The organism is Pseudomonas sp. PIC25, from assembly GCF_002286785.1.
Classification (GTDB): Bacteria; Pseudomonadota; Gammaproteobacteria; order Pseudomonadales; family Pseudomonadaceae; genus Pseudomonas_M.
This window is the reverse complement of sequence record NZ_MUJY01000133.1, coordinates 1-14,997: the sequence shown is the minus strand read 5'-3', so window position 1 is coordinate 14,997 and position 14,997 is coordinate 1. Positions and strand designations below refer to the sequence as shown.

General features: G+C 64.1%; 5 protein-coding genes. 4 read left to right on the top strand and 1 reads right to left on the bottom strand.

What is annotated here, in order from left to right:
* The coding region (locus BZL41_RS16840; protein ID WP_174706179.1) for a CesT family type III secretion system chaperone at window positions 1–273 on the bottom strand (273 nt) is incomplete at its 3' end.
* A gap of 751 nt (window positions 274–1,024) precedes the next feature.
* Between BZL41_RS16840 and BZL41_RS16830 the strand changes: the two genes are divergently transcribed.
* The 4 genes from BZL41_RS16830 (at window position 1,025) to BZL41_RS16815 (ending at window position 14,887) form a co-directional block, all read left to right on the top strand.
* Window positions 1,025–5,923, top strand: coding sequence for an AvrE-family type 3 secretion system effector (locus tag BZL41_RS16830; protein WP_095600376.1), 4,899 nt, complete (start codon window positions 1,025–1,027; stop codon window positions 5,921–5,923).
* A 903-nt stretch (window positions 5,924–6,826) separates the two neighbouring features.
* Entirely contained in the window at window positions 6,827–11,842 is a 5,016-nt protein-coding gene (locus BZL41_RS16825; RefSeq protein WP_168191023.1) for an AvrE-family type 3 secretion system effector, read from the top strand.
* Between the two features lie 551 nt (window positions 11,843–12,393).
* Window positions 12,394–13,536: a harpin HrpZ family protein gene (locus tag BZL41_RS28865; protein WP_218224542.1), complete on the top strand. Its 1,143-nt coding sequence runs from the start codon at window positions 12,394–12,396 to the stop codon at window positions 13,534–13,536.
* 301 nt (window positions 13,537–13,837) lie between these two features.
* Window positions 13,838–14,887, top strand: a complete 1,050-nt coding sequence (locus BZL41_RS16815) for an NAD(P)-dependent alcohol dehydrogenase (protein WP_095600374.1) — start codon at window positions 13,838–13,840, stop codon at window positions 14,885–14,887.
* Window positions 14,888–14,997: the final 110 nt, after the last annotated feature.

Genomic DNA, 14,997 nt, shown 5'->3' with positions numbered 1-14,997 from the left:
CCCCAGTGCCGCTCCTCGCGTATAGGCCGGGTCGAGGTTGAGGGTCATGGCCAGGGTCAGTACGCCGTTGTCGCGGCTCAGATCGAGTTCACCGACCAGGCCGTAGAAATACACGCAGGTCTGATTCGCCGGCAGCATCACCAGCACCTCCTGTCCGCCCTCCAGCGCGATGCTGCAGCAGCCCTGCGCGTCCAGCACGCGCCCATTCACGGTCGTCACGCCGCAACGTATCAGCCAACGGTTGAGGGTTTCTTCCGCCAGTATGGAAGTCATGACTTCTCCTTGGAAATTGGGCCTCGATTTGCCGGACCCGGTTCGCTCGATGAGTTGGCTGCACCTGAGCCAGTTCAGTATTTGAGGCCCGTGGCAGACTCGATCATCTGCTTCATGGCTTTTCGACAGTTCTCCATGCAGCGGGAGAGCTGCTGTTGCTGGGTCTCGAACCTGGACTGCGCCAAGTTTCGTGCCGACAGCGGCCTGCTCCGGTCATGCGGGGGGCGCCCGCAGGTATATCCGAGAAACGCCAGCGGCTGGGAGTGGTGCAGCAGCGCGATGGGCCCCGGTCGGTATGAGCCGAAAGGAGGTAGCAAGGGCGGCTGAACATCGGGCATGACAAGGACCAACAGGACGGTGTGTGGTCTCGGTGGCTGGATGGTCGGCCGTTCCAGGCGTGACGCCTGGAGGGTCGACGCCGCCGACGTACCCACCTATCCGAAGCCTTTATGACGTGGGTGTTCACAGAATGGGGCATGACGCCTCCCTGCCTGATCGTGGATCACTCATGTAACTTCTCCATCTATTGTTTGATTTTTCACCCAATATTTAATAAATCAATCTTTATTGTTCATATTATTGTCATATTAGTTTGACATGCTTCTCCTGCGCCTTTGTCGGCTGCGGCTTCCTACCGCCCCGACTGAGTGGCAAGCAGTCAACAAGAGTTCGATGTGTCAGATTCCGGCAGCCGAAGATCGGCCAAACCGGATTGCGACGTTGTGCATCGCCCCTTCGATGGAGAAGTCGTATGCCCAGGCAGATTTCCGGTTCCGAACAGAACGTCCTTTTGCGGCACGACGCCCTGCAAATAGAAAGCGGTTTTCGGCAGCGCTCCGCGACGGCGACCCAGCGCTCGCACAACCTGTCGCTCGCTGAACTGGGAAAGCGCATCGGCCGGCTACTGGGGCCTCGTCAACGCAGCGAGGCCGAGCCGTTGCAGGCGCACTCGAGCAGTACCAGTCCGGAGTCGAGCCACCGGGCACTGCTACGCCCCACCCCGGCATCGCCGGAGCTGGAACGTCTTCCCGGGCGGCGCTTCCAGGGCCTGAATATCGAGCGCGTGCTGTCCCACGACCCCTCGCGCCACGCCACCACATCCCTGGAAATGAGCCTGGGCCCACACGGACGCCTGGTGATCGGCGACAACACCCCCGCTGGCTTGCGGCATCTACTCCAGGCCACGCTGGGCCAGGCATCGAGAACCTACCTCGCCCACCATGGCGAGCCGGACGGCGACCAGTTACTGATGGACCGACAGGGCACCCTGCTGCACCTGCGGCAGACGCCCGCCGCCATCGTGGTGCTGCGCAGCAGCCGGCCCAGCGACGCCAAGCGAGACCTCGATGCCCTGTGCCCCGGCGGCGTGGCCGAGTACCACCTGCAGCGCGAGGAAGACGGCGACAGCATCCAGGTGCGGGCCCGCCCGAAGCACGGTGGCGAAGAGCGCCGCCTGAGCGACCTGGACATCGGCGGGCGAGCCCATCTCGCCCAGCTCACCGGCATCCACGAAGACACCGCCGCCCAGCGTCTGCGCCTGCACGACGGCAAGCTCTACCGCTTCGACATCGAAGAGCAGGCCTGGGCCCTCCATCCCGCCAACGACGGCACGCCATTCAAGCAGCTCTCGTTGCAGGCGGACGGCCACTTGTACGCGCTGCACGGCGATCACTTGGTGGACCTGAGCGCCCCCCAGCCGAGCATGCCGCTGGCAGCGCGTGGCGCCGTGGCCTTCTCCGTCGCCGCCGATGGCACCGCCGCGCTGCTCTGCGGCAAGGGCAATGCGCAGAGCGTCCGGTTGGTCAGGCCGGACCAGGCCGACAGCGTCCAGGCGGGCCTGACAGCCGTGGACGGACAGGTCCGCCTGCAACTCGGTCTGGTCGACAGCCACCATGAACACACCCTGCGCCTCGATGGCGGCAATGCCGAGGCGACCCGTATCGGCATTGCCGACGGCCGTCTGTTCCTGATCGACAACGAAGGGCGGCTGTACAGTGCCGACACCCCTTCGGCCAACGGTCCTCTGGACCTCCAGCCTGACACCGAGTCGATCCCGAACGGTCAGGCGCTGGGGCGCACCACCTTCGCCGAAGGCTTCATGCAGGACGACCAGGCCCACTTGAATGTCTTGGTCAAGAATGCCCAAGGTCATTTGCACAGCCAGCCGGTGAACCTGATCGACCAGCCGGCGAAAGGCGGCTGGAACCTCACCGATGCACTGGTGCTGGATAACCGACGCGGGCTGCCCGAGCCGCAACCCGCCCAGGCGAACACCCTGAATCTCGGCCGCCTCGGCCACGTCGCCCTGGAAGATGGCGAGCTGCTGCGCTGGGACGCCACCGCCAACACCTGGGCCGCCACTGGCATCAAAGGGGTGGAACGGCTGCAACAGGGCCTGGACGGCAAGCCGTACATCCTCAAGGGCGGCAAATTGCAGAAGCTGGACGTGACGCTCAGCGTGGGGCGTTTCCTCCATGATGGGCAGCATTCCCTCGCTCCCATCGGCCAGAACATCAAGGTCGCCGGCGGGCGCGCACTACCCGCCCCAAGTGGCCTACGCGACGTCGCCCTGGTCAACGAAAAGCTGTTCGTCACCCTGGGGCACAACGGTCGGCTGAAACTGCACCACCCGACCCGGCCCGACGGGGAAATCCCCCGGACCGGGCTCGACGAAGACATCCAGTCCCTTGCCCTCGACGAGAGTCAGAACCTCTATGCCCTGACCCAGAGCGGTCGGCTCTTCAGCTTGCCGCGCGCCGACTGGCAGGCAGCCGAAGCGGAGCAGCGGGAGCCTGCGGTCTGGCAAGCCTGCGAGCTACCCGACGAACAGCCGCTGCAGACGATCCGCACCGGCCCCGGCAACCGCCTGCTCGCCAGCCCCCGAGGGGAGGAAGGCGTCGAGGAACTGCGGCATGACGCCCGCCTTGGCTGGCGTCCCCACGAGCCCGCCGACCTGTCGCCGCCGCAGGCACTCAGGACGTTGTTCGAGCGCGTCCGCGACGACAGCAGGACCTGGAAACTGGGTGGGGCCACGATCAAGGCATCGGTCAACCGGGCGGGCCGCAACGGCGCGGAATACAAGTACCGCTCCGGCACCGGAGAATTCATTCGCGCCCACCTCTTCAAGCCGACCCTGGAGACTCCGCGCCCGCTGAAAAACCTCGGCTACAACCTGCAACACCGCTGGCAGGGCCGCGAAGGTTTGAGCCCGATCTACGAGGCGGAAAGCACGCTGTTCAAACAACTGAAATCACTGACCGGAAAAGCTGCACCAGCCACCGGCCAGGAGCTGAAGGCCCGCATCGCCGGGCTCGACCTGGGCGCAGCCGGCGCACCGCTGAAGGCGGCGCTGGAAGCCTTCCAGGCCGAGCTGCAACGCAGTTGCGACAAGCATGCCGTTACCCTGGGTCAAGCCGTGGGCGTGCTCAACATGCACGGCGAACCCCGGGAAGACTTCAAACCGCCGCGACTCGGCACCCTGCGGCAGAAACTCGACCCCTACAGCGCCGGCGCCGACCTGGCGCCCCTGCTGCGTGACGCCCTCGCCCGCGTGGCGCCCGCGGACGCGCGCGCCGTCGAACTGCTCGACCGCTTCACCGGGCAAGGTGCTCTGCTCTCCTACCGCAAGAGCGAGATGCCCCTCGGTCGCCGTCGCGATCCGGGTGACGACAGCGCCCTCCTCAAGGCGCGCCTGGCGCTGGACATAGCGACCCTGCACGAACTGAATGCCCTGGTCGATCGGCTGGAAGAAGCCCCGCTGGAAGAGTCGAGCAAGGCACTCTCGGCCCTGCGCGACCAGCACTACCACGAGCACCCGCTCAAAGTCGTCACCGACATGGGCTTTCGCAGCTATGACAGCCTGGAGGCCAACTATGACGCGGTGAAGGCTTTCCTCAAGGCGTTCCGCAAGACCGACCACGCCGTGCACATCAACCTGCGCGGCGCCTTCGGTGGCGACTCGGCGGACATGGCCAGGGGCCTGAAGGCCGCCCTCAAGGAAATCGAGGGCTATCACGAACTGCACGTCCAGCGCGGCTACGGAGGCCGGCTGAGCACCCCCACCACGGGACCTGGCGGCGTCGTCACCTATCCCAGCGGCAGCCTCGGGGCCAACCGCGGCTACAGCCTTACCTTCCAGATGGAAGACGACAAGTTCACCAAGGAGGAACGTTTCCTGGTGACCTTCGTCCGCCAGGGCGGCGGCTCGGGCAGTGTCGGTTTCAGCATACGCGACCGAACCCTGGGCCGAACCCATGGCGTCGGCCCCGAGCGCGAGGCCAGCCTGAGTTTCCCGCTGGATGCCAGTCTGCGTGCCAGCATCAGCGGCTCCACCCAGGACGCCCTGACCTTCATGCTGGCTCCCGGCGAGATCGACGCCTTCGTCGACAGCCTGGTCGAGGGCACCCTCAACCCTTACGAGCTGATGCGCCGCGGCGTGGAACATGAAGTGCAGCATGGCTACCGCTTCAGTGCCGACCTGGATATCAGCGCCGCCGCGAACGTCGGATACGGGGTCAATATGGCGGAACGCCAGTCGCCCCTGGATGCCCTCTTCCGTATCCAGGGGGGCGCCGAGCTGAGCCTGAACCTGATCAACTACAGCCAGCACCGGCTGACCAGCAGCGGAGCATTCCAGCGGGAAGAAGGCAGCCTGAACCGGCCGCGCTTCTTCAATCAGTTCCGCGCGGCCCTGCACCTGCCGCAGGCCCACCTGATCGGCTCGCATACCGCGCCGGACGGGGAGTTCCAGCAGGCACGCGGCGGCCTGGACAACTCCGTCAGCGCAACGATGGAGACGCGTACGGCCAAGCGCTACAAATTCCTTTTCAAGGCCGTGGAACCGGTTACCGAAGCCGAAGTGGCCAAGGCCGCCACTACCCTGAGCAAGGCCTTTCGCGACAAGGCCTCCGCGACGGCGCTCAAGGAAATGGCAACGGAGCGCGACCTCGGTCGCCGGCTGGAACGCATGGGTGAACGCTTCGCCAACCGGGAGCCGGAGAACGACGACCAGTACGCCGCGCTGCGCTCCTTGCGCGTCCTGGCCGACAAGCATGTCGCCACCCTCGCCGGCCACAGCCTGCTGGGCGAAGCCTATTTCGACAGCACCTACACCGATCTCGGCCGCCTGGACAAGATGAGCCTGCTGACCCGCCTGAGCGCCGGCCTCAATCCCAATCATGTACAGAGCAATGCCGAATACATCGCCGAGCTCATGGCGAATGACCCGAAGCTGGAAAACCTGATCAAGCACCTGCAGGACACGCCCGGCACATCCGCCCGCGTCCGCCTCGAATTGAAGGACGCGGTCAAGGCCGAAATCGAACGCGGCTGCCGGGACGGCACCCTGACCGAGGCCCAACTCATCGCCAAACTGCAGGACCGCGCCAACCTGCGCCTGAAGGCGATCTTCCTGTTCCAGACCGTGGACAAACGCGAAGGCTTCACCTCCCCCCTGCCCCTGGTCGGCTACAACAGCGAAACCTCGCTGAATCTGGTCCGCTGTCTGGGTCGGGTCATCTTCGACTTCGGCCGCGACCAGAACACCCCCAAGGGCTACACCCTGGACGGCGACATCGCGCATTACGACGCCCCCACTCGTGAGGGCATCGCCGCCATGAAGCACGAGGGGTTCGATTTGCGGCGGCCATAAGGGGCATCTTTGCCTGCTTGCGAAGCCCTGCCGAAAGCCTCGGCGGGGCTTTTTTGCATTCCTGCCCTTCTCGTCGGAACTTGTTCGTACCTCCGTCCCACTCAATGGCTGACTAGAACAAGAACCAACACACGCAATCCCTACCTGCTGCCCTGTTCCAGACCAATCAATAACCATAATCCGTAGCGCTACGAGCATTGAGCACGGAGAGGTCGTTCCATGAGCATCACGGGTCGCGATATCACGACACATTCTCTCCGGCCGTCGTCATCGGAAGCGACTGGCCAGGCGAGCCCAATCCGGCAGCGGGCGCAGAACGCCACGCAGCGGACCGGCACCCTCTCGCTCGGTGAGATGGGCCGGCGCATGGGCAGCCTGATCGGGTTGCGCCAGAGGAACGGGGCCGAGCCCCGCCAGATCCCCGCCGGGACGGAACGGGCATCGACCTCACCCGCGTCCGGCCCGACACTTGCCGAAATGTTCGAGCGCTCCGCCCGGCACCGGGCTCCGCTTGGCCAGGAGCGCTCCGCCCGCCGCTTCGATGGCCACGTCATTGACCGCATACTTTCGGAAGATCCGTCCCTGCTGGAGACAGCCCCTGAGCCCTATGAGCGCCCGGCCCCGTCGCTAGGGGAGCTTCTGAAGCACAGACAGGCGTCGGACCGCTCGCTTTCCAGTCGTTCCAACGACAGCATGGACATGTCGGGCAACGGCATATCTCCCACCGACGGGGAGCAACCGCCCCTGACACGTTCGAGCGGACGCCGCTTCGAAGGCGACTTGGCGGACCGAGCCAGGCGATCGGCACAAGCTTCCGGCGTGGATGGCCCTCGCCAAGACTCGCTGGGGCGTACCGATAGCTTCCGTTCGGCGCAGACGCATTTTTCCACCGCAACGAGTGAGTTGACCTCTTCCCGTTATTTCACTGCCGTAGAGGACGAGGGTTCGGACTCCGAACCCGACGACCAGCCCCCACTGAATCGCAGCTTGGCCAATCGTTACCAGGGACGGCACTTCAGCGGCCTGTTGAGCGACGCGGAATCGTCGTCGGCCAGCAATCGGGACGGGCGTCTGTCGCGCAGCGATTCGTACACCTCGTCGGTGAGCGATTCGCCCCGTCACGATGGCTCCTCGTCACACCGCGTTCCCGGCTCGCAACCCGAGGAACTGGAGCGCTCCCCTGCCGGCCGCTTCGATGAGAGCTGGCTGTACACCGGCATCAGACGTCTCCCGCCTTCCGACTCCGCCGGCCCCTCCAGGGCGCTCCAGCGGGAAGACTCCACGGACTCCCAGGCGTCGAGTTCCAGCAGCGGATCGATTTCGGACGACCAGCCGGCCCTGGAGCGCGCACGGGCCCGGCGCTTCCACAACATCGACGTCGACCGGATCATGGCCTACAACCCCGCCCGCCAGGCGACGTCCTCGCTGGAGATGGGGCTGGATGGCAAGGGGCGGCTGAAGATCGGCGAAAACACACCGGAAGCTCTCCGCCAGCTGCTGGAAAATACGCTGGGCAAGCCCGAACGGACCTACCTGGCCCATCACGGCCAGCCGGATGGCGATCAGCTGTTGATGGACAAGCAAGGCAACCTGCTGCACCTGCAGCAGACACCCGCCGCCATCGTCGTCATGCACAGCAGCCGGCCCAGCGAATCCATGAAGCTGTTCCAGACAGCCATGAACGGGCAGGTCGCCAGCTATGGGCTGGAGCGCGAGGGAGACACCATCGTCGTATCGGCGCACGGCCAGGATCATCGCCAGCGTGGCGACATAGACGTCACCGGGCGGGCGCACATCGCTCAGGTCTCCGGTATCCACGAGGATGCCGAGGGCCAACGGCTGCGCGTACATGACGGACACCTTTACCGCTTCGATGTGGACAAACAGGCCTGGCAACCGCACCCCGGTGACGACGGCAAGCCGTTCACCCAGCTCGGCCTGCAGGCCGACGGACGGCTCTATGCCCTGCACGACGGTGCACTGCTCGACATGAGCGCCGAGGAACCCCGTCCGCCCGTCGAGGCACAGGACGCACGCTCCTTTTCCGTCGCCGCCGACGGCACGCTGGCGCTGCTCTGCGGCAGCGGGGAAACGCAGCACATCCGCCTGCGGAACGAGGATGGCGAGATCACCGTCCCGGTGAAGCTGGATGACGGTAATGCCGAGGCGGTACATGTCGGCCTCGACCGGGACCGTCTGTTCCTGATCGACAACGAAGGGCGGCTGTACAGCGCCGAACGAAATGCCAGGGTCCTCAATCTGACGCCGGATACCCAGGGCGTCCCCCAGGGCGAAACGCTCGGCCGGACGCATTTCGCCGAAGGTTTCATGCAAGACGACCAGACCCGCTTGAACCTGCTGTTCAAGGACCGTCAGGGCCACCTGCACAGCCAGCCCGTCAACCGCTCCGATGTTCCCCTCCATACGGGCTGGAACCTCAGCGACGTGCTGGTCATCGACAATCGCCGGGGCCTGCCCAACGCCAATCCGGACCCGCTCAGCCGTCTCAGCCTCGGTCGCCTCGGGCATGTGGCCCTGGAGGACGGCGAACTGCATCGTTGGGATAGCGTAGCCAACGCCTGGGCATCCACCGGCATCAAGAACATCGAGCGGCTGCAGTTGGGGCTGGACGGCAAACCCTATGTGCTGCAGGACGGCAAGCTGTCCGGGCTCGGTGTCAGCCCCACGGTCGGGCGTTTCGCCCACGACGGCAGCCAGAGCCTGGCGCCGGCCGGCATGAACATCCAGGTTTCCATGGGCGTCGCGGTGGCGGGAGCGGACGGTCCGGTCCGCGATTTCGCCCTGGTCAACGACAAGCTGTTCGTCACCCTCGACGACGAAGGCCGGCTGACCCTGCATGCCAACGGCAAACCGGGCCGTCCCCTGCCCCTTCGAGGCCTGGAAGGTGAACCTCGCTCGCTGGCATTGGACAAGCAGCAGAACCTCTACGCCCTGACGGAAAGCGGCCACCTCTATCGCCTGCCGCGCCAGGACTGGCAAGCGACGGAAGCGATGCCGCGGGAGCCCGGCTGGGGAATCATCGGATCCCCGGACAACCAACCCGTGGCTTCAATCCGCACCGGGCCCGGCAATACCTTGCTGGCAGCCCTCGAGGGCAGCAAAGAGGAAGAGCTGCAGTACGATGGCACGGATTGGCAGCCCCACGCCCCCGCTCCGCTGACGCCGCCGCAGGCGCTCAAGGCATTGTTCGAGCGGGTGCGCGACGACAATAAGACCTGGAAGGTGCTGGGCCATACCGTGAAGATGACCGGCGAGCGCCTGGGGCGCACCGGTGTGGAAAATCGCCATCGCAGCGGTACCGCCGAGTTCATCCGCGCCCACATTTTCAAACCTACCTTGGAAACCCCTCGCCCGCTGAAGAACCTCGGCTACAACCTGCAGCATCGTTGGCAAGGTCGCGAGGGGCTGACGAATGTCTATGAACAGGAAGGGGCGGCATTCGATCGCCTCAGGACCATTGCCCAGGGCGGCTCGGCGAAACCCGCCGAGGGCGCGGACCTGAAATCGCGTATCGCCCGTCTCGGTCTGGGCGAGGAAGGGAAGCCTCTCACCAAGGCGCTGGAAACCTTCCGCACCCAGTTGGAGGACAGCATCACCCAGACGCTGGTCAACCTGGGCAAGGAGACAGGGCTGCTGAACCTGCACGGCGAGCCCCGGGAGGGCTTCAAGGCGCCGCTGCTGGGTGGCCTCAAGCAGAAGCTCAACCCCTTCAGCAGCGGTGAAGACCTGAACCGACAACTGCGCGATGCCCTCGCCCAACTGGGCTCGGAGCCCCGCCGCAGTGCCGAACTGCTTGGCCTGCTCGAAGAGAAAGGCGTCACGCTCTCGCCGCAGAAGAGCGAGGTCCCACTGGGGCGCCGCCGCGACCCCGGCGACGACAGTGCCCTGCTCAAGGCGCGCCTGGCGCTGGATGTGACGACCCTACATGAGCTGAATCAACTGGTGGAGCAGATCGGAGCCGCCCCCGAGGCCGCGGAACTCGGTATCCAGGCCCTGTCGCAACTGCGCGACCATCAATATGGCGACAATCCGCTCAAGGTGGTTACCGACATGGGCTTCCGTGGCCATGACAGCCTGGAAGCCGACTATGATGCCGTGAAAGCCTTCCTCAACGCCTTTAAGAAAACCGACCACGCCGTGCACATCAATCTGCGTACCGCCTTCGGCGGCGACTCGGCGGACATGGCCAAGGGCTTGAAGGCCGCCCTCAAGGAAATCGAAGGCGATCATGAGCTGCATATCCACCGGAACTATGGCGGGGCACTCAGCACCCCGACCACCGGCCCCGGCGGCAAATTCACCTTTCCCAACGGCCGGCTCGCCGGCGATCGCGGCTACTCGCTGACGTTCGAAATCATCGACGACAAGCTGACCGCCACCTTCGTCCGCCAAGGCGGTGGCTCCGTCAGCGTCGGCGCGGGTGCCCGGGACCGGACCCTCAAGCGCAACCACGATGTAGGCCCGGACCGGGCCGCCAGCTTCAGCTTTCCGCTGGATGTCTACGCAAAGGGCACGCTGGGAGGGAACCAGCGCGACGCCCTGCTCTTCACCCTGTCGGAGGGCGAGATCGACCAGTTCGTCGACGATCTGGTGCAAGGCAAGCTGAACCCCTATGAACTGATGAAGAAGGGCTCGAATCACGAGGTGCAGCATGGCTATCGCGTCAACTTCGATATCGATGCCGGTGCCTCGCTGAATCTCGGCTATGGGTTCAACCTGCATGAGAAGGACTCCCCGTTTTCCGGGATCGCCCGGTTTCGCGGCGCCGTCGAAGTGAACCTGAACCTGTTGAACTACAGCCACTATCGCCAGACCAACACCAACACGGCCGGTCGCATTCTCGAAGAAGGCGGCCTCAACCGGCCCCGGTTGCTCAACCGGGCGGAGATCAAGCTGGCAGCCCAGGCACAACTGTTGGCCGGACATGAAGACGAGGAGGCCAAAAAAGCAGCAAAAGCGGCCAAGGAAGCCGGCTTGCCGGAAGTGCCCGTGCCCTTCGAAACCACCGGGATGAACCTGGGCGGGTCCGTCACCGCTTCTGTGGACATGAAGACCACCAAGCGCTTCAAGTTTCTGTTCAAGCCGGCCCAGCCCTTGACCGGCAGCGACCTGACCAAGCTCGCCGACACGCTCGGCAAGGCTTTCAAAGACAAGGCGAGCGCCGCCCGGCTGGCAGAAATCGCCAAGGAAGAAGATCTGGACAAGCGCCTCGCCGCCCTGCAGGAAGCATACGGCGACAAGGAAGTCACCAACGACGACCAGCATGCGGCATTGAAGAGCCTGCGTCAGGCCGGAGACCGTCACGAAGCGGCCAAGGCCGGCCACAACATGCTGGACTACATGCGCCTGGAGAGTTCCTACACCAACCTCTCGCGGCTGGATCAGGCAAGCCTGCTGACAAAATTGAGTGCAGAATTGAATCCGAGCCATGTCCAGAGCAACTCCGAATACCTGGCCAGCCTCATGCAGAACGACCCGAAGCTGGAAGCGCTGATCAAGCAGTTGCAGGACACGCCCGGCACCCTGGCCAGGGTGCGCCTGGAGTTCAAGGACGAGGTGGCGGCACGGGTGGACAAGGGCAGTCGCGACGGCACCCTGACCCAGGATGAACTCGTCGCGCTGCTGAGCGACCGCAACAACATGCGCTTGAAGGCAATCATGGTCTATCAGACGGAGAGCAAGAGCGAAGGGTTCGTCTCCCCGCTGCCGCTGGTGGGCTACAACAGCAGTACCTCGCTGAGCCTCATCCGCGCCCTGGGGCGAATCAACTTCGAATACGGCCAGGACCAGGGCACGCCCAAGGGCTACAAGCTGGATGGCGATATCGCGGAATTCGACAAACCCACCCAGCAATCCATCGCCGCACTGAAGGGCCATGGGTACGCCTTGAAACAGTGACGATCCTGTACGGTTGCCTCACCTAAACCTCGCCGGGCGAATGAATTCTCCCTGCAGGTCCGGCTTTGCCGTCAGGTGCCAAACAAAAGCTTCGCCAGGGCCATAACCCGAATAAGCCCAGGCGCAATCCGGGAGCCTGTTCCCGCATTGCGCTGACGCTTAGCCGGGCTACGGACCTACGCAAGAGCCTCGCCAGCAGAGCTGGCTCCTACGAAGACCGTCTTCACCGTCGGGAATGAGGCCCTACAGGTCCGCCTTCGCTTTTGTAGGAGCGAACTCTGCTCGCGAATGAAGCCACACAAGAGCTTCGCCAGCAGGACGGGTGCCTATGCGGGTTTGCGGCCCGTCCTGACTTACCCAGTCCCACCTCGACCGACACATCCACTTCCGAATTTATTTTCGTGCCGGCTGGAACCCATTCCTCGCGTTGCTCACTCATCTAGCGAATGTCAAGACATTCTCAGGCCAAGACACCGGCTGATTGCATCGAGTCATCCCGGTCGTTCAGGCGATGCGCTCACACTCAAAATGACACCGAAGAGGAAAAGCATATGTCCCTGGGAAGCATCCTTGGAAACGCAGCATCCACCGCTATCAACATCACCGTGAACGTCACCCCTATGGGACGTGGCCTCGGATTGGCCAACGAACTGCTGGGCGGCGGTGGGCAGGATCTGGCCGGTGCGCTGACCGACACCCTGATGAAAGGCCTGTTCGGCGAGCCGGACAGCAAAGGTATCTCGAAATTCAACGACTGGGACAAGGGCAGCAAGAGTACCAACAACCCCCTCCTGGATCTGCTCGCCGAGTTCATGGACGCTTCCACCGGTGCCTACGGTAAGCCGGACGGAAAAGCCGGCAATTGGAAAGAAGAACTCTTCGAAAACGATACGGTGAACCAACAGGAACGCGAAGCCTTCGGCCAGGGCCTGAAAGACGTTCTCAGCATGTTCCTGGACCAAGCCATCAACGAGGCGATCATGGGGGCAGCCCTGAGCAGCATGATGGGCGGTGGTTTGGGCGGCGGTCTGGGGAACATGCTGGGCGGTGGCTTGGGCGGCGGCCTGGGGAACATGCTGGGTGGTGGTCTGGGCGGTGGTCTGGGGAACATGCTGGGTGGTGGCTTGGGTGGTGGCTTGGGCGACAACCTGTTCGGCAACAACCCGTTCTCCGGTGGTTCGACCGGCAGCCCGTTCGCCAACAACCCGTTCTCCAGTGGCCTGAGCGGCCTGGGCAGCAGCATTCTCGGTGGCGGCCTGAGCGGCATGGGCCAGACCGGCATGGGATTCGGCCTGGACCTCGCTTCCCACATGGGGTTGCAGCAGTTGAACGACATCGGCACCCACGTGGACGGCAAGAACCGTCACTTCATCAACGAAGAAAACCGTGGCACGGCCAAGGAAATCGGCAAGTTCATGGACCAGCATCCCGAGATCTTCGGCAAGCCGGAGTACCAGAAGGACTTTGGCCCGGTGAAGGCCGACACCAAGTCCTGGGCCGAAGCCCTGAGCAACCCGGACGACGACGGCATGACTGGCGAAAGCATGGACAAGTTCCACAAGGCCACGAACATCATGAAGGATGTCATGCTGGGCGATACCTCTCAGTGCCCGAGCAAGGCCACCGCCGGCGACGCCATGCTGGCCGTCAGCAACATCGTCAGCGAAGGGCTTGGCAAAGCCAGCAATAGCTGATCCCTGGCGTCAGGCAATCGACCTGGCGGGTTTCGGCCCGCCGGGATTTTTTGCACGATAACGGCCCAGGTGGCCTCCCTCCCCGATTCCTCTTCCGCTCCCCTCTACTCCCTGGCTCCACGGTCTCTGCGATTCGAGCCTGCCTGCTTTCTTCGTGACTTGGCCTGCACGGCAGGATCAGGCAAGGAATCGACTGGATCAGGCTATCCCTTGATGCGCCCAGTCCTCGAAGCTGTCGATTCAGCCCGACCACCCGATGGAACGGGCCACTCGTAACCGACACACGCAAAGAGGAAACCCCATGATCAAGGCCAAGGCCTATGCAGCGCTTGACCCGCACAGTGCGCTCGTCCCGCTCGAAATCGAACGCCGCGCCCTCGGCCCGACGGACGTGCAACTCCAGATTCTCTATTGCGGGGTCTGCCATTCCGACCTGCATACCGCCCGTAACGAATGGAACAACACCCTGTACCCCTCCGTTCCGGGACACGAGATCGTGGCCCGCGTCGTTGCGGTCGGCGAGCAGGTGAGCCGTTTCAAGACAGGCGACCTGGCCGGCGTCGGCTGTATGGTCGATAGCTGCGGCGATTGCCCGTCGTGCCACGACGGCGACGAGCAATACTGCGAGCATGGCTTCACCGGCACCTATAACGGCCCGGTGTTCGGCGGCGAGAACACCCATGGCGGCTATTCCCAGACGATCGTCGTCAAGGAGCCCTTCGTCCTGCGCATTCGCCACGCCGAGACGGATCTGGCTGGCGTCGCGCCCCTGCTGTGCGCCGGCATCACTACCTACTCACCGCTGCGCCACTGGCAGGTCGGACCAGGCAAGAAGGTCGGCATCGTCGGCCTGGGCGGTCTCGGCCACATGGGGGTGAAGATCGCCCACGCCATGGGCGCCCAGGTCGTCCTGTTCACCACCTCGGCAAGCAAGGTCGAGGACGGCAAGCGCCTGGGGGCCGACGAAGTGTGCGTCTCCACCGACCCGGAGCAGATGAGCCGCTACACCGGCCAGCTCGATTTCATCCTCAACACGGTGGCGGCGCCCCATGAGCTGGACGCCCTCCTGCAACTGCTCAAGCGCGACGGCACCATGACGCTGGTCGGCGCTCCGGCCAAGCGGCATCCGTCACCGGACGTGTTCGGCCTGATCTTCAAGCGGCGCAGCATTGCCGGCTCGCTGATCGGCGGCATCCGCGAGACGCAGGAAATGCTCGACTTCTGCGCCGACCACGGCATCACCTCGGACATCGAGTTGATCCCGATGCAGTACATCAACACCGCCTACGAGCGGATGCTGAAAAGCGATGTGCGCTACCGCTTCGTCATCGATATGGCAAGCCTTGGCTGAAGCGAAAAAAGAAAGGTTCTTCGCGCATTTCCGGGGAGCCCTGAACAAGAACGGCGATTTGGTTGAAGATGTTTGTGCGACCAAACCCCTAAAACCAAAACCGCCGTTCT